At 41.2% G+C, this 24,130-nt stretch carries 19 protein-coding genes; 4 read left to right on the forward strand and 15 right to left on the reverse strand.

Annotated features, from left to right (window positions below; all coding sequences use genetic code 11):
* Positions 1-4: 4 nt before the first annotated feature.
* Both MURRU_RS07535 and MURRU_RS07540 read right to left on the reverse strand, forming a co-directional pair.
* Positions 5-2,299, reverse strand: a complete 2,295-nt coding sequence (locus tag MURRU_RS07535) for an inorganic phosphate transporter (RefSeq protein WP_014032856.1) — start codon at positions 2,297-2,299, stop codon at positions 5-7.
* A gap of 72 nt (positions 2,300-2,371) precedes the next feature.
* The gene (locus MURRU_RS07540) at positions 2,372-3,586 is read right to left on the reverse strand and encodes a porin (protein ID WP_014032857.1); all 1,215 of its coding nucleotides are present in this window, start codon (positions 3,584-3,586) and stop codon (positions 2,372-2,374) included.
* A gap of 467 nt (positions 3,587-4,053) precedes the next feature.
* Between MURRU_RS07540 and dgt the strand changes: the two genes are divergently transcribed.
* The gene (dgt, locus tag MURRU_RS07545) at positions 4,054-5,412 is read left to right on the forward strand and encodes a dGTP triphosphohydrolase (protein WP_014032858.1); all 1,359 of its coding nucleotides are present in this window, start codon (positions 4,054-4,056) and stop codon (positions 5,410-5,412) included.
* Between the two features lie 212 nt (positions 5,413-5,624).
* Here dgt and MURRU_RS07550 read toward each other — a convergent pair whose 3' ends face one another.
* Entirely contained in the window at positions 5,625-6,683 is a 1,059-nt protein-coding gene (locus tag MURRU_RS07550) for a DUF3078 domain-containing protein (RefSeq protein ID WP_014032859.1), read from the reverse strand.
* Positions 6,674-8,485 carry a 1-deoxy-D-xylulose-5-phosphate synthase gene (locus tag MURRU_RS07555; protein ID WP_014032860.1) on the reverse strand — a complete coding sequence of 604 codons (1,812 nt, stop codon included), beginning with the start codon at positions 8,483-8,485 and terminating at the stop codon, positions 6,674-6,676. Before MURRU_RS07555 ends, MURRU_RS07550 begins: the two co-directional genes overlap by 10 nt.
* Positions 8,486-8,536: 51 nt before the next feature.
* Here MURRU_RS07555 and MURRU_RS07560 point away from each other — a divergent pair, with 51 nt between their 5' ends.
* Positions 8,537-8,986, forward strand: a complete 450-nt coding sequence (locus tag MURRU_RS07560; RefSeq protein ID WP_014032861.1) for a nucleoside deaminase — start codon at positions 8,537-8,539, stop codon at positions 8,984-8,986.
* Positions 8,987-9,041: 55 nt separating this feature from the next.
* Here the strand turns inward: MURRU_RS07560 and MURRU_RS07565 are convergent, their stop codons facing one another.
* The 4 genes from MURRU_RS07565 to aspS form a co-directional block, all read right to left on the reverse strand.
* Entirely contained in the window at positions 9,042-9,236 is a 195-nt protein-coding gene (locus MURRU_RS07565) for a cold-shock protein (RefSeq protein ID WP_014032862.1), read from the reverse strand.
* 81 nt (positions 9,237-9,317) lie between these two features.
* On the reverse strand, positions 9,318-9,578 hold the full coding sequence (locus MURRU_RS07570) for a hypothetical protein (protein WP_014032863.1): 261 nt from the start codon (positions 9,576-9,578) through the stop codon (positions 9,318-9,320).
* A complete protein-coding gene (locus tag MURRU_RS07575) occupies positions 9,575-11,359 on the reverse strand; it encodes a chloride channel protein (RefSeq protein WP_014032864.1) in 1,785 nt (594 codons plus the stop codon). The genes MURRU_RS07570 and MURRU_RS07575 overlap by 4 nt, the downstream gene beginning before the upstream one ends.
* Before the next feature lie 63 nt (positions 11,360-11,422).
* Positions 11,423-13,171, reverse strand: a complete 1,749-nt coding sequence (gene aspS, locus MURRU_RS07580; RefSeq protein WP_014032865.1) for an aspartate--tRNA ligase — start codon at positions 13,169-13,171, stop codon at positions 11,423-11,425.
* Between the two features lie 364 nt (positions 13,172-13,535).
* On the opposite strand from aspS, the gene MURRU_RS07585 reads away from it, so the two are divergent.
* Positions 13,536-13,886: a toxin-antitoxin system YwqK family antitoxin gene (locus tag MURRU_RS07585; RefSeq protein ID WP_014032866.1), complete on the forward strand. Its 351-nt coding sequence runs from the start codon at positions 13,536-13,538 to the stop codon at positions 13,884-13,886.
* Between the two features lie 78 nt (positions 13,887-13,964).
* Here the strand turns inward: MURRU_RS07585 and MURRU_RS07590 are convergent, their stop codons facing one another.
* The 6 genes from MURRU_RS07590 to MURRU_RS07615 all read right to left on the reverse strand — a co-directional run bounded on the left by MURRU_RS07590 (position 13,965) and on the right by MURRU_RS07615 (position 21,800).
* Positions 13,965-17,459 carry an efflux RND transporter permease subunit gene (locus MURRU_RS07590; RefSeq protein ID WP_014032867.1) on the reverse strand — a complete coding sequence of 1,165 codons (3,495 nt, stop codon included), beginning with the start codon at positions 17,457-17,459 and terminating at the stop codon, positions 13,965-13,967.
* Between the two features lie 9 nt (positions 17,460-17,468).
* Positions 17,469-18,653, reverse strand: a complete 1,185-nt coding sequence (locus MURRU_RS07595; RefSeq protein WP_014032868.1) for an efflux RND transporter periplasmic adaptor subunit — start codon at positions 18,651-18,653, stop codon at positions 17,469-17,471.
* Between the two features lie 24 nt (positions 18,654-18,677).
* Positions 18,678-20,009 carry a TolC family protein gene (locus MURRU_RS07600; RefSeq protein ID WP_014032869.1) on the reverse strand — a complete coding sequence of 444 codons (1,332 nt, stop codon included), beginning with the start codon at positions 20,007-20,009 and terminating at the stop codon, positions 18,678-18,680.
* The gene (locus MURRU_RS07605; protein ID WP_014032870.1) at positions 20,010-20,615 is read right to left on the reverse strand and encodes a TetR/AcrR family transcriptional regulator; all 606 of its coding nucleotides are present in this window, start codon (positions 20,613-20,615) and stop codon (positions 20,010-20,012) included.
* A 212-nt stretch (positions 20,616-20,827) separates the two neighbouring features.
* Positions 20,828-21,262, reverse strand: a complete 435-nt coding sequence (locus MURRU_RS17355) for a hypothetical protein (RefSeq protein ID WP_014032872.1) — start codon at positions 21,260-21,262, stop codon at positions 20,828-20,830.
* On the reverse strand, positions 21,252-21,800 hold the full coding sequence (locus MURRU_RS07615; RefSeq protein WP_014032873.1) for an RNA polymerase sigma factor: 549 nt from the start codon (positions 21,798-21,800) through the stop codon (positions 21,252-21,254). The genes MURRU_RS17355 and MURRU_RS07615 overlap by 11 nt, the downstream gene beginning before the upstream one ends.
* A gap of 174 nt (positions 21,801-21,974) precedes the next feature.
* Here MURRU_RS07615 and MURRU_RS07620 point away from each other — a divergent pair, with 174 nt between their 5' ends.
* A complete protein-coding gene (locus MURRU_RS07620; RefSeq protein WP_014032874.1) occupies positions 21,975-22,958 on the forward strand; it encodes a polyprenyl synthetase family protein in 984 nt (327 codons plus the stop codon).
* Here the strand turns inward: MURRU_RS07620 and MURRU_RS07625 are convergent.
* The gene (locus MURRU_RS07625; RefSeq protein ID WP_014032875.1) at positions 22,955-24,097 is read right to left on the reverse strand and encodes a lycopene cyclase family protein; all 1,143 of its coding nucleotides are present in this window, start codon (positions 24,095-24,097) and stop codon (positions 22,955-22,957) included. The genes MURRU_RS07620 and MURRU_RS07625 overlap by 4 nt on opposite strands.
* Positions 24,098-24,130: the final 33 nt, after the last annotated feature.

Here is a 24,130-nt window from a genome sequence, read left to right on the forward strand (position 1 = left end):
GATTTTATTTCATCTCAATTGTAGCAGGTTCAACAGTACTATCATGTTCACGATAGTACTGCTCCAAAAGGTTCATCATTGCAGTAATTAAATCCCTTGTTTCAAGCAAAAGAGAGAAGTAAAGCGTCGTATTTTTGGGGCTGGATTCCTCTGTCCTTGTCCTAGAGACTTGGATGTCAATTTTTTGTGATACCAAATCATACAGCTCTTGTTTGGAGTCCAAAATGACACCTATTTGCTCAAAGGATCGTTCTTCAAATGCTTTTTGAGTACCATTGAAAATTTCTTCCAACTTATGGTCAATCTCCTTTAGCTCTTTTATTTGGTTGTATTTTAATTTTTTGTGATTGTTGTTGACATGGTTGTAGCTAACCTTCCCAATATATTCCAAGGATTGTGACATATCGGTTAAGTACCCCATAATATTGATGTAAAAATTACTGGCACCAATATGGGCTTCCTCCAAGTTTTTGATAAAATAGAAGGTATGTTCCCTTAGATCTTCTATTTCCAGTGCAAGCTTTTTACCCTGTTTCTTGTTCTTTTTTAATGAGTCCAGTGCTTGTTTGGCAAGCCCGTTGATGGAGTTGGTATAGATTTTATTGCTTCGCTTTATTACATTGGCAATATTGGCGGCACTCTCTTCTATAACTCCTTGGATGGAACTGCTCTCAGCTCTTCTTAAGCGATCCTCAACCTTTATTTCCTTTGATTTTTTGTTATAGGAAATATAGTTTCTTACCAAAAGGAGAACAGCGGCGAACAATAGTATGGAGATGGCAGCTCCTTTTCCAAAGCTTATAAGTGCCAAAATTACTCCAGAGGCCAAGAAAGCAATGATAGCGGTACTGAACCAGCCAGCAATTACGTTGAGTACGCCAGCTACACGATATACGGCACTTTCTGCTCCCCACGCCCTATCGGCCAAAGAAGTACCCATAGCCACCATAAAGGTTACATAAGTGGTGGATAGCGGCAATTTGTAAGATGTGGCAATCGAAATCAGGATACCGGCAACCATCAAGTTTACGGATGCTCTGATCATATCAAAAGCAGGTAGTTGAAGTACTTTGTCCTTTGAAAGATTTACGGTAGGTTTTTCGAAACGCTTATCAATTTTATTCTGTATAGATTTTGGTACCACTGCGGATGCCCAAGTGGATAAACCTATGGAAATCCTTACTAACCCCCTGGATAAAAAATTGGGCTGAAACTTTTCTTTGGCCTCACCCTCACGGGATAGGTTTATCTCGGTATCGGCCACGTATCTTGCTTTTTTGGACAACCAAAGTGTTACCACCATAATCATTCCAGATAGGAACAATAGTATTGTCGGGGTTTCGACTTTAGTGGCCAAGATTCCCATGCTAAATTCAGAGGCTGGGATTCCAGAACCAACCCATGCTTGGTATGATTGCCATGCCGCGATAGGTACACCGATAAAGTTAACAAGGTCGTTTCCGGCAAAAGCTAGGGCCAGGGCAAAAGTTCCCACTCCAATGATCACTTTGTACATATTGACTTTAGCAAACTGGATAAGTAAATAGGATAAAAGGGCCCAAAAGGCAAAGTTGATCAATGCTACCTTGTAAATTTCGGTCTCTAAAAAGTCTTTGATCGTGACACCTCCAATAAAACCATAGGTTTGATCGGCAAAAGGAGTTCCTTTTATACCTTTCAATAATATAAAATAGGATATCGCCGATAGGGCTATTCCAGCAAAAATAGCTCCGACCCACTTTGCTTTTTTCTGAAAATGATAGGATAACAATACCCTTGATACCCATTGTACAAAGGCACCAATGGTAAAAGCTATTACTACTGAGGATAGTATGCCAATGATTATCTCGATGGCCTTGTCGGTGTTGATATAATTGACAACATCGGAGAAACTACCGTTTACATCCGCTATTTTTAATATGGCCATGGCAACGGCCGCACCCAACAGGTTAAAAACTATGGAAACTGTAGTGGATGTGGGCATTCCCAAGGTGTTGAAGAAATCCAGCAACAGAATGTCCGTTATCATCACGGCCATAAAAATGAACATGATTTCGTCAAAGTAAAACTCGCCAGGGTTAAATATACCTTTCCTGGCAACTTCCATAAGACCGCTTGAGAAAATGGCACCAAATGCAATTCCCAAGCTGGCAACAATCATAATGGTCTTAAATGAAATGGCCTTGGAGCCTATAGCAGAATTAAGAAAGTTAACTGCATCATTGCTTACACCAACAACAAGGTCTGCTATAGCTAAAATGCCCAAAGCGACCAGAATTAAAAAATAAATGTTGTCCATAATTAAAATTCAGAAAAATTTTTCAAATATCCAGAGAAATGACCTTTTATTAAGTTATGTTAAGGTTATTTTTTAGAAATGTACCTCTACTTGTAAGCGATACATTAATGTATCAAATCCATCATCTATGTTTAAATAGCTTAAATCGGTTTGCACCTTTAACTTATGACCTGCTATATATTTTGAGAGACCTAAGGTGTATTGTGTTTCAGGTGTTTTTCCAGTTATGTTGTAATCCAATTTAATGTTGGTGTACCTGGCAGATACTTCCCAATTATTTTTAAACAGGTAACCCGATTGAAGGTTAAGCCCCCTTCCCACTTGTACAACATCTCCTGTTTCGGTATTGTCCGAGTTTATGGCTATTGGGTTGTCCGCATCACGATCTGCATATTCGCCCATCAGGGAAAATCCATTGTACTTGAACATGAAATCCAAGAACAATGTAGAGATGTCGGTTTCGTATAAACCTATGTCCGTAAACATGTAAGTGCCCATGTTGCTTCGGGTCTTTACTGCATCATTATTAAGGTCGTATGTGGCTGCAACCATTAATTTTGGAGTCGTTTCCCGGCTTAGGTCAGCTCCTTTATAATCCCCTTTGGCTGTGAACTTTCCAAAGGGCAATAACTCTAGTCTTGTGGTGTATTGATGCCCTCCTAAATTACCTTCGGTAACATTTCTTCCATCTCCTTGGGATAAGGCGAATTTTTCACGCACCAAAAATGTGTCGCCCAAATAAAAATGATGCCTAAGCTGAAAGCCCATATCCCTGTCGATAGTAAATCTGCTATTTAGTAAGGACCGATCTACTTGTTGAAGGTTTCCCGATGAGATGACCCTTTCAATATTGCCGGGCAACTTTGTTTGTCCAAACCAAAGTTCAAAGTTTTGGTAAAAGTTCCACATTACAACTGCATCTAAAATGTATCGAGGTGTATTTCTTGTGAATTCCGAGCCTCCAGAAAGGTCCCTATTGGAAAGGCCAAGTTCTATTTTGTACTTGAGTTTTGGGGAATAGGCAAAACCATCAAATTTTAATCGGGCTCGCCTGACCAAAAAGTTCTGTTCAGGGCTGGCAAATTCATTTTCACCATCGTCTGTCCAACTAAAATTGGACAATAGTTGTATTCTTGTCCCCACCTTCATGGACCAAGTGCTATCCTTTCCAACTATGTTAAGCAATCCATTGCCAAACTTTGTCGGGGATATCTCTTGGGAATAAGAAAATTGTGCGTATGTAAATATTAAGAAGAAGCCGATTAAGGCTAACTTTTTGGTATTCATCACGGTACTAGTTTTTGTCGTTGCAAATAACCGTACCCAATGTTAAGTTAACATTTCCTCTATGTTATTTTATGGATGTTATTTTTAATAAAAAGGCTACCTTCTAGAAGGTAGCCATCAGATTTCAGAGAATAGTCGACAAAAACTAATATCCGTAAAGAAATCCTTAGTCAAAATTCAACTATGGAAATTTCTTTACTGTAATTTTAAGTTTAAGTAATTATTAAACATTGAACTCGTCTTGAGTTACCAATATTCGCTGCAAATTCCTCTTTTGCGCCCATATTTCGTCTTTTTCTCCCCCCGTAGCCCTGCTATGGGGCTCAAAAAAACCTTCATCTGGACACAAAATCTTTAACTTTCGCTTGAATTTGACAACTCAAGACGAGTTCATTGCTTACTAAGGTGATATCCAGTTTTCTTGGTGTATAATCTAGGTTAAATGTATATTGCGCCTATAGTTGAGTATGAACTGGGAACAATTACTTTCTTTAAAACGTCACGGCGACACAGGTAAACGATTACGAAAGGAACAGAACGAAACCCGTTTGGGTTTTGAGGTGGACTACGACCGAATCATTTTTTCGTCTGCTTTTAGGAGCTTGCAGGACAAGACCCAAGTGTTTCCAATGCCCATAGCCGTTGGGTCCCAAAAGAATTTTGTGCATACCCGCCTTACACATAGTTTGGAGGTATCGGTGGTGGGAAGAAGCCTTGGACGCATTGCAGGACAGCAAATTTTGTCGAAATATCCGTTTTTGTCCGAAGTGCACGGTCACCATTTTAATGATTTTGGAGCTATAGTTGCCGCTGCGGCCCTAGCCCACGATATTGGCAATCCTCCATTTGGACACAGTGGGGAAAAGGCCATTGGAAATTATTTTAAACAAGGCAAAGGAAAGTTCTATGAAGATGTGTTGACTTCTGAGGAGTACCAAGACCTTATCGATTTTGAAGGGAACGCCAACGGTTTTAAACTCTTGACCGAGTCTCGCGAAGGCGTTCCGGGAGGTCTCCGGTTGAGTTATGCCACTTTGGGCGCATTTATAAAATATCCAAAAGCCTCCTTGCCCAAAAAGCCATCCAGAAGCATCGTGGATAAAAAGTTCGGGTTCTTTCAATCGGAGAAATCATTTTTTAATGAGCTAGTGGAAGAAATTGGTCTATTGCCCAACCCCAACCATCCCGAAACAGGATTTTTAAGACACCCACTTACCTATTTGGTCGAGGCTGCCGATGATATCTGTTACACCATCATCGATTTTGAGGATGGAATCAACCTGGGGCTCATTCCAGAGGAATATGCATTGGAGTATTTGATCAACTTGGTGAAGGATAACATCAACACCAAAAAATATAATGCCATGACCACCTCAAGCGATCGGTTGAGTTATTTGAGGGCACTTGCCATTAGCACCTTGATCGGGGATGCCGTGGATGTTTTTGTGAAGAATGAGGCTAAAATCCTTAATGGAGCGTTTGATGTTTCTCTGTTGGACAAGGGAAAATATAGGGCTCAGGTAGAGGACATCATCAAATTGAGCGTAGAGAAAATCTATCAATCCACCGAAGTGGTCGATAAGGAACTGGCAGGTTACCGTATAATTTCGGACCTGTTGGACATGTACACTACGGCCTTGATCAATGTAAAAGAGAGGGAGGATACCAATTATGACCGATTGCTGATCAAAAGTTTACCTAAAAACTATCAGAATACAGATAAATCGATTTATAAAATATTGTTGGACACCAGTTGTTTCGTGGCCAGCTTATCCGATAGCGCAGCAGTGCACATTCATGATAAATTAACCGGGAGAAAGATCTAAGAGCCTGTTTAGGAATTTGTGATTGTTTTGTTATGCCCCTTTTTTGTTGCCAACGCACTATCTGGCCCCTCTTTCAAAGGTCAAATCGTTGACCTTTTTCATCGGTCCTGTTATAATTTTGAACCGTAGCCACGGCTATGCTTAAAAATTATGCCTCAAACTGCATCAGAAATAGCCTATATCAATTCCAATCACAAATTCCTAAACAGGCTCTAAAAGGAGTAAAGCAATCCTACTCCAAGCAACTGCTTAAACTGTATTTTGGCTATTCCGGGGTCTATTACAGTACCATCTTCCGCGATTACCTCATCAAATTTTGTGTCATCATCAAAGATGAGATGGGTACCGATATTGGCATTGAGATACTCGTTCACCTTAAGGTTAAAATTCAATTCCCAATCCACATCTATATTTCCAAAACTCCGAACATAGTCCGTGTAAAGATTGATTCTGTGGCTCATTAAAACATTACGAGCAATTTCCGTGTCCCAACTATTGGTTATTAAAAAACCGAGTTCCAAAAAAACGTTTTTACCTTTTTCCACACCAAAAGCTCCTTGATTGGACAGTACTTCATCCAGAACAAAAGTGGATTTCATGGTTGCGGGAGAAATATATAGGTTGAAGTTGTCCTTGGGCGGGATATAGGATGTACCGACACCGACAAACAGATACCCGGGAGCCATAAACCTGGAAATCGGGTTTTCTCTATCGGGATATTTATAACCGTTGGAAAACTGGGTCCGCAAATTTGCCTTTACGGAATAATACCAGTTAGTGATGGTATCTTTTCTAAAACTTAGGGTGGTGGACAATCGAATCTGGTCGTCCGTTTTTCTTAGTTTCCTCCCTTCTTGTGCATTAAGGCCATATCTAAGTTGAACCTCGTTGTTCCAGTTTAAATATCGGAACTTATAATTCCGTGAAAAATCTGCACTTGCCAGTGCAGAAATCGAGTTGTCACCACCAGCATTCCAGTTTACAAACGATACTTCGCTTACGTTAAGTCCAAATTTGTTCACTTTTTTCCAAAATGATGTTGGCTTAAAACGATTGTACCAAATACTCAAAGGTTTTACACGATTGAGGACAGTACGGGGGTCGGTGAGCTTGGCATTCCTTGTGAGATATTTTAGCTTGACATCTTTGATGCGAACAATTTTAAAACCAGTATCGGTGCTGTCGGGTTCAAAAACCTTTAAACGGGTTATCTGTGCATTGGCAGATAAGAAAACAGTAAGGAATAGAATCAAAAAACAATTTATTCGCATTGGTCTAAGGTTGATTGTATGTATGAATGTATTGTATCAAAATCTATACCAGCCAATTGATGGGTCTCGGGTATGGTGCCATGCTCAACAAATTGATCGGGAACTCCAAATATTTTAACAGGTTTTGACAATCCCTCTTCATTGGCAAACGCTATGACGGCCGAACCAAAACCACCCATTTTGGTACCATCCTCTACAGTAATAATGTACTTATATTGGTTAAAAATAGTACGTAGTGTATTCTTGTCCAAGGGTTTTACAAAACGCATATCGTAATGGCCAACTTTTTCAGAACCATCTAAATTTTTAATGAGGTCAGCGATAATGTTACCTATGTGACCCATGGTAAGTACCGCAATTTCGGAACCTTCTTTCAAACATCGGGCCTTACCAATTTCAATGGCCTCAAAATCATTGTTCCAATCAACATGTACACCATGCCCTCTTGGGTATCGTATGGCAATGGGGTTATTTAGCCCCAATTGTGCGGTGTACATTATATTTCGGAGTTCCATTTCGTTCATTGGAGCAAAAATGATGAAGTTTGGGATGCAGCGTAAATAGGCCATATCAAAAACGCCATGGTGTGTAGGCCCATCCTGTCCCACCAAACCAGCACGGTCCAAACAAAAAATAACCGGAAGCTTTTGTAGGGCCACATCATGTATCACCTGGTCATAGGCCCGTTGTAAAAAAGTGGAATAAATATTACAAAAAGGCACCAAACCTTGCGTGGCCATTCCTGCAGCCAAGGTAACGGCATGTTGTTCGGCTATCCCTACATCAAAGGCACGGTCGGGCATTTGATCCATCATAAACTTTAGCGAGCTGCCACTGGGCATGGCGGGGGTAATCCCAACAATATTTTTATTTTTTTTGGCCAATTCCACCATGGTGTATCCGAAAACATCTTGATATTTTGGAGGTCCATTCTGCCCAGATTTTTTCAGACGTTCCCCGGTAACCTTGTCAAACTTTCCTGGAGCATGGTACACCACTTGGTCTTCCTCGGCCTGTTTTAAACCTTTTCCCTTCGTAGTGATGATATGAAGCAACTTTGGACCTTCAACATGCTTTAGCCTTTCCAGTTCCTTGACCAAGGCTTTTACATCATGACCGTCAATAGGACCGGAGTAGTTGAGGTTGAGACATTCAAAAATATTTTCGTCCTTGGCGGTACCTGCCTTTACATTGGTAAGGTATTTTTTTAGGGCTCCAACGCTGGGGTCGATTCCAATAGCATTGTCATTGAGCACGATTAATGCGTTTACATTGGTCACTCCGAGATGGTTCAATCCTTCAAAGGCCATTCCGCTGGCAATGGAGGCATCGCCCACTACGGCAATATGCTGTTTGGTATAATTGCCCTTTAATTGGGATGCCATTGCCATTCCTAATATGGCCGAGATGGCTGTGGAGCTGTGCCCCGTTCCAAAATCATCGTATTCGCTTTCAGTTCTTTTTGGAAAACCACTAATTCCGCCCAATTGACGATTGGTTTCAAAAATTTCCTTTCGTCCGGTCAAAATTTTATGTCCGTAGGCTTGGTGGCCCACATCCCAGATAAGTTTGTCGTTGGGAGTGTTGAACACATAATGTAGGGCAATGGTAAGTTCCACGACCCCCAAACTTGCACCTAAATGCCCTTCTTTGGTGGAAACAATATCAATAATAAACTCCCTCAATTCTTGGGCGAGTCGGGGCAACTCATCCAAAGGTATTTTTTTGAGGTCTTCGGGGAATTCGATATGTGGTAACAGCCTTTCCAATGAATAAAAAACAAAAGTATTGATTCTCCCCAAGATTATTTTATGTGTAGCTTAGCAATCTCTTGAAAAATGACATAAAAAATCGTGGAGGATCCGTTTGATGACAATTATTTTATGAAGAAAGCCATGCAAGAGGCGGAAATAGCCTTTGAAAATGGCGAAGTTCCCGTTGGAGCGGTTATCGTAACAAACAATCGAATCATTGGGAGGGCCCATAACCTTACGGAACGTTTAAAGGATGTTACGGCCCATGCCGAGATGCAGGCGATTACCGCTGCTTCCAATTTTTTGGGCGGAAAATACCTTCAGGGCTGTACGTTGTACGTTACTTTGGAACCCTGTCAAATGTGTGCGGGCGGTTTGTATTGGAGCCAAATTTCGAGAGTGGTCTACGGGGCTTCGGATTTAGAACGCGGATTTAGCGTTATGGGAGGCCATTTGCATCCAAAGACAGAAGTTGTTGGTGGGGTAATGGAAAAGGAAGCTTCCGAGCTGTTAAAGCGATTCTTCATTCAAAGAAGAAACCTGAATTAAACAAAAAACCCCGACATCGCCAGGGTTTTTAAATCAAAATCAAAATAAAATATTATTATCCGATTACTTGCACTTGTGCAGCAACCACTCCTTTTCTTCCTTCTTCTTCAATGTATTCTACTTTGTCGCCTTCGTTCAATTCCACACCGTTCAATGCCGTAGCATGAACAAAAATATCTTTTCCTGTGTCGTCGTTTGTAATAAACCCAAAACCTTTGGATTCATTGAAAAATTTTACTGTACCAGTCATTAAAAATAAATAAATGTTAAATTACGAATGTAACTTTTTTTGTGGCTGATTGGATAAAAAGAAGTTTAAATCTTAAGAAAATTATTGATTTTTTGTCTTTTTGCGCTCTTTTTCTTGCATTTTCTTAATATTTTCCTTAGTAAGCATATAATCTTTCATGTTTTTGCCTTGGCTCTCTTTCCATAGAAAAAGGGGCATGGCCACCAAAAAGAGACCTACGGTACCTCCTCCAACATATTTTTGGGCATCCGGATGATCTTCATCCAAAGAAAGGCCATAGAAGATTGCAGCAAAAGAAGCTATCATGATAAGGAAAATGATATGTTTTAGTTTGATTTTCATTGGGAATAATTAATCAGTTTTCTCCGATAGGCCGTCAACATTTTGGATTTGGATATAAAGCCTTCGTATTTGCCATTTTTGATAACGGGCAAATTCCAAGCACCGCTGTCTTGAAACTTTTTCATCACCTGTTTCATATTGTCCGTTTCGTAAAAGATAACCTCTGGAGGGGCATGCATCAAATTTTTAACAAAAACGGTGTCGTACATTTCGGTATCGAACATCATGGGTCTAATATCGTCCAAGACAATTATTCCAATCAGCTTTTTTTCATCATCCAAAACCGGAAAAAGGTTTCTTTTGGATTTGGAAACGGATTGGTGGAGCATTTCACCCAAGGACATTTTTGGATGTACAGACCGAAAATTCTTTTCAATAACATCGTCCATTTCCATAAGCCCAAGTACCATTTGGTCCTTGTTGTGGGACAAAAGCGCCCCTATTTTGGCCAATTCTTTAGTGTAAATGGTGTAATCGAGCGCGTTTTTGGTGATTAAGTAGGAGATAGCTGCCGTAATCATTAAAGGTACAAAGAGTTGATAACCTCCAGTAATTTCGGCAATCAGGAATATAGCGGTCAAGGGTGCGTGTATCACCCCTGCAATTAAACCGGACATGCCGATCAAGGTGAAATTGCTTTCAGAAACGGAAAACCCCAATCCTAGGTTGTTGATTACCTTGGCAACCACATTGCCCAACGCACTTCCCATAACCATGGTGGGGATAAATACACCACCTGCACCTCCGGCCCCGATGGTGGTCGTCATGGCAATAGCTTTAAAAATGGTAATTCCAAACAAGAGGGCGATCACTACCCAAATATTATGTGTGTAAGCATCAAAAGGAGTAGTGCCGAGCGCTTTTAGATGATTACCATCCAATAGATTGTTTATGAATCCAAAACCTTCACCATAAAGTGGTGGAATGGCATATAGCATTACACCAATGGCAATTCCGCCGACCAAAAGTTTATACTTTGGACTTTTAAGCTTTTTAAAAAGGGACAATATGGCGAAATACATTTTGGTAAAATAGATGGAGGCAAACCCAGTGCCCACACCTAATAAAATGTAAAAGGGAGTGTCTTCCAATTTAAATCCTTCGGACAGGGAAAAGCTGAACAATACTTCGTTTCCCAAAAAGAAATAGGATGTCAGTACCCCGGAAATGGATGCTAAGAGTAGGGGCAGCATGGACATCATGGTCAGATCTAGGGTAAAAATCTCAACGGCAAAAATAATGGCGGCAATGGGGGATTGAAAAATAGAGGCAATTGCCCCGGCCGATGCACATGCCACTAAAAGTGTCCTGGTCTTGGCATCTATATGAAACAATCGGCTCAAATTTGAACTTACTGCGGACCCCGATTTTACGGCTGGCCCCAACAATCCTACGGAACCACCAAAACCTACGGTAAGCGGAGCGGTGATCAAAGGGGTGTAAATATCTTTTAGTTTGAGCAGGCCTCTTTTTTTGGAGAGCGAGAAGATGATGGATGAAACCGCGTGCTGCAAAGGTTCCTTATGCACAAATTTCACATAAAGATATACCAACGTTAGCCCTATGGTCGGGAGTATAAAGTACAGTTGATTCTCTGAAAAAACAATTCCCTTTTTTAAAAGGGATTCGATAAAATAGGTGGAGTTTTTTACGGTAACGGCAACCAATCCGGCCAAAAAACCCACAATAAGGCTCATTATTTGAATAAAGGTCCTGTTGGAGATATTTCTGTATCGCCATTTAAGAAATCGGGTGAGCAGTTTTTTGTTGCTGTAGGGCATCGAGGTATATAATACTATTAAAAGTATTAAAAAATCCCGCTAACAAAGCGGGATTTCAATATATCACAGATCCAATTTTAAATGGAGCTCTTTCAACTGTTCTTCGTCAATGGTTGCGGGAGCATCGATCATAACATCGCGTCCGTTATTGTTTTTAGGGAAAGCAATGTAATCGCGAATGGTTTCCTGTCCACCCAATATGGCCACTAATCGATCCAATCCAAATGCGATACCGCCATGGGGAGGTGCGCCGTATTGGAAAGCATCCATTAAAAAGCCAAACTGTGCTTTTGCTTCTTCATCGGTAAAGCCCAAATGTTTGAGCACGATCGCTTGAGTTTCTTTATCATAGATCCTAATGGAGCCGCCACCGATTTCATTTCCATTGAGCACCAAATCGTAGGCATTGGCCTTTACTTCGCCAGGTTTAGTTTCCAACAATTCCAACTGACCTGCTTTTGGTGAGGTGAAAGGGTGGTGCATGGGATGGTAAGCACCTGTTTCTTCGTCCTGTTCCAACAGCGGGAAGTCGATCACCCATAGTGGAGCAAACTCATCCGGTTTTCTGAGACCTAAACGGGTTGCCAATTCCATTCGCAAAGCGCTCAATTGAGCACGTGTTTGATTCGTGTTTCCAGAAAGTACACAGATAAGGTCACCTGGTTTGGACCCGGTTACCTCGGCCCATTTGGCCAAGTCTTCTTGGTCGTAGAATTTATCCACGGAAGATTTATAGGTGCCATCTTCGTTGCACTTAACATAGACCATTCCTTTTGCGCCAACTTGTGGGCGTTTTACCCAGTCTACCAGTTTATCGATTTCTTTTCTGGTATACGAAGCTGCTCCCGGAACAGCGATTCCCACCACCAATTCAGCGGAGTTGAACACGTTAAAATCTTTGTGCTGGGCTACATGGTTGAGTTCGCCGAACTGCATTCCAAAACGGATGTCGGGTTTGTCGTTTCCGTACAGGCGCATGGCATCATCATAAGTCATTCTCGGGAACTCATCTATTTCCACATCTTTGATTTCTTTCAAAAGATGCTTGGTCAACCCTTCAAATGTGTTCAAGATGTCCTCTTGCTCCACAAAGGCCATTTCGCAGTCTATTTGTGTAAACTCCGGTTGGCGGTCGGCACGGAGATCTTCATCCCTAAAACATTTTACAATTTGGAAGTATTTATCCATTCCTCCGACCATCAGTAATTGCTTAAAAGTTTGTGGGGATTGGGGCAGGGCGTAGAACTGACCTTCGTTCATTCGGCTCGGTACCAAAAAGTCCCTAGCTCCTTCGGGAGTGGATTTTATCAAATATGGAGTTTCAATATCGATAAAGCCTTGGTCGGATAGATATTTCCTAACCTCCATGGTTACTTTATGCCTAAAGATGAGCTTGTTCTTTACTGGATTTCTACGGATATCCAAGTAACGGTATTTCATCCGGATGTCGTCACCTCCATCGGTTTCATCTTCAATGGTAAAGGGAGGCAGAAGGGATTTGTTCAAGATGGTAAGTTCTTTAACCAATACTTCAATCTCACCAGTGGGAATGTTAGGGTTTTTGGAAGTACGTTCAATAACCTCGCCCTTGGCTTGGATAACGGTTTCGCGACCAAGTTCCCTAGCCTGTTCAAGCAATTCTTTGGAAGTGCGTTCTTGGTCAAAAACCAATTGGGTAATGCCGTAGCGATCGCGAAGGTCTACCCAAGCCACGAAACCTTTGTCGCGGAGCTTATGCACCCATCCACTTAAAATAACTTCTGAACCTATATCCGATGCCCTTAATGCACCACAAGTATTGCTTCTGTACATGATGTTTGTTATGAGAGCGCAAATTTAATAGGAATGTGGCTATTTTTTAGGAGATATGTCCATTTTCTGTTTGTTGTTCTTTTTTGAAGGGAAAAGTGATTGCATATTTGAGGGCTGCTTAACGTTAAATTAACATTGCAAGTGGTTTATCAAGCGGTATTGAACGATTATGAGTAAAAATATTCGCTAAAAGTACAGATTGGTAATATTTGTATAAAATTTAACTATCTGAATAACAATAAATTAAAATTTTAAAGTTAATTTAATGTAAACTAAAAGTTATGTAAATGTGTGATTAACGTAAAATTTAAGTAAATTTAATGCGTTATCATTAGGAATCAACAATATTAAAATCCCATAAAGAATGAAAAAAGCAGTATTTTTTTTGGCGGTGATGTTTGCGGTTAGTGTATCTGCTCAAGATGCAAAGCCGACCTTTGAAAAAATGGGAAAAATGGTGAAAGCCACTTATTTTCATGACAATGGTGAAATTGCCCAAACAGGTTATATTTTGAATGGAAAATTACATGGTGATTGGGTAATGTTCAATGTTGAAGGCGAAAAAATTGCCACTGGCCAATACGAAAACGGAGAAAGAACCGGTAAATGGTTTTTTTGGCAGAACGATGGATTACGTGAAGTGGACTTTACGGGCAACCGTATAGTGCAAGTAAAAAATTGGAACGAAGGCGATGCCGTTACGATAAACAAATAAGATAAATCAGTGTTTAAGAAAAAGCCCCGGCCAATTTGGCCGGGGCTTTTCTATTTTCTATTATTTGTGGAGAAACCTTTACTCCCTTACTACTTCTGGTTTCACATTTTTAGTCTTCCACTTTTGAATTCTTATTTTAAGCCTGTAACTAATATTGAACAGTACGGGCACAATGACCAATGTTAAGAATGTGGCCACAATCAGACCAAAAATTACTGTCCAAGCCAACGGGCCCCAAAATATAACATTGTCACCACCCATGTAAACCTGTGCATCAAAATCGGAGAACAGGCTAACGAAGTTGATGTTTAATCCGATGGCCAATGGAATCAATCCTAAAACGGTTGTAATGGCTGTTAGTATAACCGGACGTAAACGAGCTTTACCTCCCCTGATTATAGCATCCGTAACATCTTCACGATTTAGCAGCTCATCATCGGAAATTCCTAGCTCTACTTTTTTACGATCAATAAGGATTTGGGTATAATCAAGCAATACCACGCCATTATTTACCACAATTCCTGCCAAGGAAATAATTCCCATCATGGTCATCATAATAACAAAAGGCCACCCTGTTATGATCAATCCTCCAAACACCCCTATAAAACTGAGGAATATGGCCATCATGATTATAGCAGGCTTGGAGATGCCGCCAAATTGGAAAATTAAAAGAAGCATAATCAATCCCAGTCCCAAAAAGAATGCGCTTACCAAAAAGGACATTTGTTTGTTCTGTTCCTCAATCTGGCCTGTAAAATCAATTTTAACTCCCTCGGGGAGTCCTTTGAACTCCTGCATTTCTTCCTGGATTTCCGCAACAATGGCACCAGCATCCGTAAACCCCGGCTTTAAGGCGGAATACACGGTTACCACACGTTTGGTATCCACATGTTTAATGGCGCTAAATGAAGAGGTGTTTTCTTGATTTGCCACTGCGGAAACGGGTATCTCCTTTATTTGACCGTTGGAGGGGTCCCTAAAGATGATTTTTTGGTCGAACAATGCACTAGTGTTGTAGCGCAGATCTTCGTTAAAACGAACATTAATGTCGTAATCTTCACCGTCTTTCTTGTAAATTCCGGCTTTATCACCAAAAATAGATCTACGCAATTGTTGTCCGACCTGAGCTACGGAAACACCTAGCTCCCCTGCTTTGGCTCTGTTCACTTTAACCTGCATGCCGGGCTTACCTTTATTTACATCGATTTTAAGCTCTTCAATACCTGCAATGTTCTTGCCGTTGATAAAGTTGCGCATGCGTTCAGCCGTACTTATCAAAGTATCATAATTTTGGCCTTCTATCTCTATATTGATGGGATAGCCGGCAGGAGGGCCAACGGCATCCTTTTCAACGGAAATGGTTACACCAGGGTACACTCCGGTCAGCGTATCTTGAATTTGTTGGCGTAGCTCTTCGGTATCCAGCCCGTTCCTATATTTAAACTCGCGCATGGAGAGCGTAATTTTACCGCGATGGGGCATTTCTGCAGCAGAACCTCCTTCGGTAAATGGGTTTTCCGCTCCCTTACCTACTTGGGACACGCTGGATTGAACCAGATAGTTGAAATCCCCTTTGTTGTATTTGCTCCTACCGGTTACACCATAGACCCTTTGCTCGATTTTTTTTGTGATGGCATTGGTCTTTTCTATATCGGTTCCCTGTGGATACTCGATGTACACAAAAATTTCGTTGGGCGTATTATCTGGAAAAAACTCCACTTTTGTACGTTGTGTTCCCAACGACATCCCGAAGAAAACAAATGATAATACCAAAAGGAGGGAAATAAATCCAAAATACCAATAAACGTTTCTGCCTTTAAGCGCTCTCTTTAATTGGCGTTCGTAAAAGTTTTCCAATTTAGCCAAGCTATTGGTCTGAAAACGTCGTGCCCATGGCTTTAAGAAATATTTGTATATCCAGAACATGATGCCGACCAGTATCATTAAGGTGCCAAGCCCACGGACGGCCCCTCCCACAATAAAGATAAATAGTCCAAAGCCTCCCAAAATCAAACTAAGTCGTATCAATTGTTTTTTGGTGAGCTCCTTTTCACCGATCTGCATAAACTGCGAGACCAACATGGAGTTCATGAATATGGCCACAAACAATGAAGAACCAAGTACTACGGATAATGTAATGGGGAAGAAAATCATGAACTCGCCCATAATGCCCGGCCACATTCCCAAGGGAACAAAAGCAGCAACAGTGGTTGCCGTGGATATGATGATAGGTATGGCAATTTCCCCAATACCCTTTTTGGCGGCTTCTTTACGGGACATGCCTTCTTGCTCCATAAGTCGATATACGTTTTCGACCACAACGACCCCATTGTCAACCAACATACCAAGTCCCATAATCAAACCAAAGAGGATCATGGTATTCAGTGTATAACCCAAGGCCGTAAGAATCATGAAAGACATGAACATGGACATGGGTATGGCAAAACCTACAAAAAGGGCGTTTCTAAAGCCTAAAAAGAACATCAATACGGTTACAACGAGTATAATCCCAAAAATGATGTTGTTTACCAAATCATCCACTTGGTTCAGGGTCCTGCTGGAGGAATCGTTGGCTATGGTAACAGTGAGGTCTTTTGGAAAATAATTTTCCTTGGCCTCATCTACTATTTCACGAATCAGGTCGGATGCCTCAATGGTATTTTTTCCGGACCTTTTTTTAATGTCCAACATTACCACTGGACTGCCATGTTCCCTGGCATACGTGGTCTTGTCCCCCTCGGCAAACGATACCGTAGCTATATCCCGAAGGTAAATGGCCCCGTTCTCGGATTTGACCACAAAGTTTTCCAGTTCCGAAGGTTTTTCGACCTCGCCCAAAATGCGTATGGTCCTACGTTGGCCGCTGGTGATCAAGTTACCGGCGGACATGGTCATGTTTCCGTTGGATATGGCCTGGATTACATCATCAAAGCTAACTCTGGATGCCATCATTTTATAGACATCTACCGCTACTTCAACTTCCTTTTCCTGCGCACCTCTTATATCTACCTCTTTTATTTGGGGAAGGTCTTCAATTTCATCTTCCAGATATTCGGCAAACTCTTTTAGTTTTTCTACAGGATAATCTCCCGTGAGGTTCACGTTCATTATCGGAAAGGATTCCGCCAAGTTTAGATCAAAAACATTGGGCTCTACCTTTGCCCCGTTGAAAATGGGCCAGTCTTCACCAGCTTTTTCAGTATCAACTTCGTCTTTTACTTCTTGTTTTGCGTTTTCAACCGAAATTTCTTCATCAAACTCTACAATGATCATGGAGTAATCTTCTTGTGAGGTTGATGTGATTTCGACCACGTTGCTCACATTTTTGAGCACATCCTCGAGAGGATCGGTGATCAAACGCTCCATATCCTCAGCCGTATTGCCGGGATACACGGTACTTACGTATATTTTGGTTTCTTCCACTTCAGGGAAATCTTCCCTGGGCATGGCAAAATAGGAAGACAAACCTATGATAAAGAACAACCCGATCATTACATAGATCACAGACGGATTGTCTATGGCCCACGATGAAAGACGGAATTCCTTGTTTGCGTTCTTTTTAGCTTTTTCCATTTTGGTGAATTAGTTTTTTGCAGTTGTAGTTGTGTCCAGTACTTTAACGGTTTGCCCATCCCTTATACTGCGGGCACCTTCAACTATTACTTGATTTCCAGCTGAAATACCTTCAAGAACTTCTAGATAATCGCCTTGTGTTTTACCCGGTTTAATGATCAATTTTTTGGCAGTAACATCACCATTGTCATCATCAATGGCATATACATATTGTTCTCCTTCTGCATTTTCCGAAACAATACTTTGGGGTATGAGTATGGCATTTTCATTGGTATAATCGTTGATTTTCACCTGTGCGGTTAGATTTGGTTTGATATGCCCATTCTTGTTGGGCACAGGTATTTCTGCAATAAAAGAGCGGTTGCTGGGATTGATAAAATTTCCAGTTTGGCGTACTTTGGTAGTAATGGTTTCTCCCAATACGGGGAAGTAAGCATCTACCGATTTACCGGGAGTTACATTGGGCAAATGGGCTTCTGGCACCTCCACATCAATGTACATATCCGATAGGTTCACTATTCTAAAAACCTCGGAACCAGGACCTGGGCTTACCACCGTACCTTGATCTTTGATCACATCGTCCACAATGCCCGAGAATGGTGCCCGGATGGAAGATTTTCCAACTTGACTCTCCAATTGCTTCACGGCACTTTGTTGGGCCTCGTAATTGGTCTTGGCCTGTAGGTATTGGATCTCGGAACCGATATTTTGTTCCCATAACCTTTTTTGACGTTCAAAAGTGGTTTTGCTCAGCTCCGCTTGGGTTCTTAATTGGGCCAACTGGCTGGAGAGTCCGCCATCATCAATCGAAGCCAATAACTGGCCTTTGGACACTCGTTGTCCCTCTTTTACATACACACGGTAAAGGGTACCGGCCATTTCTGGATAAACCAGTACATTTTGGTCTGTTTTAACATCGCCCTGTAATTCTAAAAAGTGCTGGAATTTTTCAGGATTTACGGTAATTGTAGAGACCAATGGCAGCTTTGAATTGTCGTCCAGTTCTGCAATGGCTTCGTCCAACTTCTTAACTTGATCCTCCAATGCTTTAAGTTCTGCAGTAACGGAATTGCGTTTTGCTCGAATGGTTTCCACATCCTTGCTGGCAATTACTTCGTCCAAAGAATTGCTGTTGCTGCCTCCGCATGAAGCAAGAACTGCTACTATTAGTGTTATATATATTGCTTTTTTCATGATGGAATGGTTTTCTCCTTTTGATTATTGATTTAAAATGTTTTCCAGTGCTATTTTTTTGTTGATTACGTCGACCATGGATTGTAAATATTCTTGTTGACTGGTATATAATTGGGTCTGGGCCTGTCTCAATTCAAAACTGGTCGCCAAACCTTCGGAATATTTTATTTGATTCTTTTTTTCGATGCGCTCCGCCAACTCCAAATTGTCCTTGGATGTACCATACTGTTCTATGGCAAGGATATAATCGCTCTTGGCACTTTCCAATTGAAGACGGATTTGTTCCTGTGCCTCGGTGAACTGGGTTTTTGCCTTTTCCAGTGCAATCTTGGCACGTTGTGTACTTGCACTTCTTCCCAATGAACTAAAAATGGGAATATTAAGGTCAATTCCTAAAACGGAGGAACCAAACCATTGTTGGCCACTGTCCAAAAAGTTGAAATTGTTACTGAATGAGTTTCCTCCGTAATTGATAAAGGCATTGAGTGTTGGCAAAGCTCGGCTTTTGGCCAGTTTTAATTCAAAATAACGTTGATCGTTGAGGTTGGCCGCCAACTTGTAATCCACATTGTTCTCTATATTGAAGGCGGTATCGATCAGTCTCAAATCAATTTGGCTTTGGGAAAGGTCATCCAAATTCTCGGTCAACACGGTCGGTGTTTCAATGGGAAGCCCTAACATCAAGTTCAACATTTGCAGGGTTATCTTCTCCATACGACGTGCATTTTTAAGTTGGTTGTCCACTGTGGAGAGGGTAATCTGCAATTGGTCTACGCTTTCTTCATCGCCTAGGCCATTTTCGTAAATACGCTTGGTTTCGTAAAGGTTTTCTTCCAGGGTAGCTTTGTTCTTTTCCGAAATCTGTACGCTTTCTTGTGCCAAAAGTACATTGCCGTAGGCTTCCACCACCGATTTACGGACATCCAATTCGGTTTTTTCCTTATTGTTTTGGCTATAGTCCAAAAAGGTTTTGGTGGCCTGTACGCCTACAATGTACGATCCGTCAAATATTTGTTGGGTCAAAGTAGCCGTTGCCGACATGGATTGTGCCTGTCCGAATACCACTTCTTGGTATGTTCCCGGTTCCCCGCCAAAAAATTCGGCCGGTATTTGGGAAACAGGTTGTTTCAACTGGTTTTGATAACTGATGGCACCATTGATCTGGGGAAGCCCCGAAGCAATGGTTTCCCATTTTTGTTTTTGGGCGTCCACAATGTCCCGCTGTGCATTTTGGGCACTATAATTATGCTCCAATGCATAAATTATGGCCTGGTCCAAGCTAAAGCTAGGTATGGTATCTTGAGCAGAGGCCAACCAGGGCAATATGAATAGTAAGGTGATTAGTGTTTTTCGCATTTATTCTTGATTTGAATTGATGATTGAGTTGAGTATTCTTCTTCCCTTTGGGGTTACAATGCCCCTAAGGTGATATTCTAAATAGTAGTCCAATAATTCAGGTTTGCTGAATATTTCTGTTGGGAACAAATTATTGTCCTTGATACTGGTTACACCGGTAAAGTATATTCTGGATACAAATTCAACATTTAGGTTGTCCCTGTAAATGCCCAGTTCCATCCCTCTTTTTACATTTTCGGCAATACAACGGTGGGTGCATTCAAATTGTATTTCTTTAAGTGAGGTATAGATTTTTGGATAATATTTTTGGAGTTGGTACAATGGGGATGATTTTTCGTCCTTTAAGTGCACCATTATAAATTTTTTGATTTCGTACAGTTCTTCAATTGGGTTTTTCTTGAACGCAACAATATCGTCTATGCCACAGGTGATAGTATCCGACATTGTTATTGCGGTCTGCTCTACCAATTCCGTTTTGTTCTTAAAATGGGAGTAGATCGTTTTTTTGGAAATCCCCATCTCATGCGCCAAATCGTCCATGGTAACGCTCTTAAATCCTAGGTTTAAGAACATTTCAGTTGCCTTTTGTATAATATTTTCCCTCATAATCAGGGGGCAAATGTAGGTATGGAAACTTTAAAAACAAAAAAAGTTTCCATAGTTTTACAATTTTTTAACGAAGGGTTCAATGTTTATTTTAATTGGACTCTGTACCATCACTGAACACTGGGGAAATTTGGTGGTCGTTGTTGTTGGTTTCGGTACGAATGTTTCCCAACCGCCAAAAAAAGGGACTGAATTGCAGTAAATATCTTTTTTTAGAATTTTTCTTGTGATGTATCATGATTTTCGTTTTTGATTTTCTCTATATATGCTTTGAACGCTTCTTCGCCTTCCTCTTTCCAAAATTGATCGTAGTGTTTCCACTCATCAAAATCCCTTCTCCAAGAACCACACTTGTTGGACGAGTTAATCTTCTTTTTGTGACTTGAACCGCCTTTGCCCTTACCGCCACCACCAAATCCAAATAGGAGCTTTGCCAATACAAAAATGCCCAGGGCTTGCCAGTAGGTTATGCTAGAGAGACCAAAGATGTCGGGCATGAGCCAGTTCCATAAGCGCATCAGCACATAATTGGCCAACAGGAAGATCAGGACCCCCAAAATGACCATGGCGACAATTTTAACTACTTTTTTTACGGTGCTTTTCACCTTCTTTTCCACGGCTTTCTCGAATTCTTTTTTATGTTCCATAACTCAGTTCTTTTATATTCTCTAATTTTTTTGATAGTTCCGACATGGCACGGTGCCTTCTCGACATTAGCGTACCTGCCGGTATTCCGGTTCTTTCTGCTATTTGTTTGTAATTGTATCCTTCAAAATCTATGGCAATCACAATATCGCGATATGCGGGCTTCAAATCTTCGACCGCTTTTTTTAGGGCTTGTTCCATCTCTGGTGAATAGCTGTTGTCCGCATCGCCATAAAAGAAATCCGCAAACTCCCGCCATTGTTGGTCAATATCCTCGCTGGGCAACTTTTTCTCCTTTTTGCCACGCATAATATCAATAATCCTATTGCGAATGGCATTGTACACAAACCCACCAACATTGGTTATGGGCATGGCATCATCCGACCTGGAAAACATCCGTAGGGCCACATCCTGCACAATATCCTCGGCATCCCGTTCCGATGTATCCTGAATTCTCGACTGCACATAAGAGCGCAACGAGCCATACTCCTCATTAAAGAAGTCGGTCAGGTTATTTCGGTTATCGGTTTTGGCTGCCATTCAGACGGATCGGGTTGCTTTTCATCTATAGAGACGAAGAATTTTTTTTCTATTGCAGTTTCTCCACAATTTTTTTTTGAAAGGATACTTTTTTGTGGATCTGGATGCTTTGTAATCCTGTTTTAAGCCAATACGCCAACCTTAAATTAAATATTTGCACGTATTTTTGACTCCATGTCAGATATCGATATCATTAGTAAGTATAGGGAGCAGTTTGTTACGCACTTACAAACAAGGACTAAGTTGGGGAAGCCCAAGAACCTCTACGAACCCGTTCAGTATATTTTAGGATTGGGAGGCAAACGGATGCGCCCCGTACTCACTTTGATGACGGCCGAGGCCTTTGGCGGAAAAGCGGAGGATGCCTTGGATGCAGCATTGGCTGTGGAAATGTTCCACAACTTTTCGTTGGTGCACGATGATATTATGGACGATGCACCATTGCGAAGAGGAAAAACAACGGTGCATGAAAAGTGGGATGTAAATACGGGAATTCTTTCCGGGGATGCCATGTTGATCCTGTCCTATCAATTTTTTGAAAACTACCCTGCTGAAATCTATTTCGAACTCACAAAGCTTTTCAGCAAAACAGCGCTTGAGGTGTGCGAAGGACAACAGTACGATGTGGATTTTGAGACCCGGGATGATGTAACTATTCCTGAATACTTGAAAATGATTGAGTATAAGACTTCGGTGTTGGTGGCTGCCGCGATGAAGATGGGAGCCATTGTGGCACAGGCTTCTCAAAAAGATGCAGATGCCATTTACGAATTTGGACGTAACCTCGGTATTGCTTTTCAGTTGCAAGATGACTATTTGGATGCTTTTGGTGACCCCAAAACCTTTGGTAAGCAGGTTGGGGGAGACATTATGGAAAACAAAAAGACGTATTTGTACCTAAAATCGTTGGAAAAAGCCTCCAAAGATGATCAAGATGGTTTGTTGCACCTGTATTCCATTAAGCCCGATGATTCCACAGCCAAAGTGGAAGCGGTAAAGACTATTTTTAAAGAAAGTGGGGCAGTGGACGAAACCAAAAAGGCCATTCAGGATTTTACCCAAAAAGCATTTGATGCTTTGGCAAAAACTGACCTTCCAGAAAAAAACAAAGCCTTGCTAAAACAATTTGGCAAAAGTTTGATGGAGCGGACGGTTTAGAATATCCGTTTTAAAAGTGCTTTGATGAACGGCATCGGTTTAGGAGCCGTTACAATTTTAAGCTCTTCCCATAAATTGGTTTCATTTTCGAGGAATTTTAGAATCAACGAAGCTTTTCTTCTTTTGAACATCGATTCGAAAATCTCGTGTCCCAAGTGATTTTTATCGTACAAAATGTCCAACAAAAGCATATCGTAGAACATAAACCTGCTCTTTTCATGGTATTCAGATAACGGTTTGCCTGCTTTTAAATGTTCCACCAATTTGGGTATTTGCCTACTTGTATTATAGAAGGTATATCCCGTACTCGGTTTGGCCCACCCACCAGCAATCCCAATATTAAAAATACGTTCTGTATTATGTTGATGAAACGGGTAGCAGGTCATGGGGATACTGCCAAATTCGGTTTCTTCAATGGTGTATTTGGTATCGTTGTAGTTTTCCTTAATGTACCTTTTGATGGCTTCCTCGTACTCGGGTTTTTCCAAAAGATGTTCGGAAAACAAAGTGTATTCCACCAAAGCTTCGGTATCCGAAAATGGAAGCACGTACATAAATCGCGTGTTGCCCTTTTGCGGAATGGAAAAATCCATAAAAGTAGCTTCATCCGAATTGAAGACCGGTTCCTCTGTTTTAACGAACCAGCCCAAAAAATGCTGTTGCAGAACGGGGAACTCCTTCTGTTTAGTTGGAATTGATGCATCATACAAGCTGGAAAATACCTTTTTACCTGTATAAATCTGTGATGGGGTAGTGACCGAAACCTCGTTTGCCTGCTCTTTAATATGGGTTACCTCTTCCTGAACCCAAGTAATGTTCGGATAGGCTTTTACCTTTGGTAAAAAGTGGTTGTAGAAGTCAATGCCGCGGAGCATTTTATAGGTGTAGGGTGCAATGGGTGTTGATTTTTGAAGCTGTTGTCCGCCCACATAAATGTTGTCCCAAGTTTTGTGTATCAAATCATCAAATGGCCCTTTGCCCTGTTCCCAAAAGCACCAGGTACGGTCATTTTTTGTTTTATCGTCCCTGTCCAACACCAAAATGGATTTGGAGGCAAAGAATTTGTCCTTGCCCATGGCATCGGCCAACAAAAGGCCAGCAGCTCCCGCTCCTATAATGATGTAATCGTAGTTGGGCATGGGTTCAAAGATAGGGGAAAGGGGAAATTGGCT

The sequence above is a fragment of the Allomuricauda ruestringensis DSM 13258 genome, assembly GCF_000224085.1.
GTDB classification, from domain to species: domain Bacteria; phylum Bacteroidota; class Bacteroidia; order Flavobacteriales; family Flavobacteriaceae; genus Flagellimonas; species Flagellimonas ruestringensis.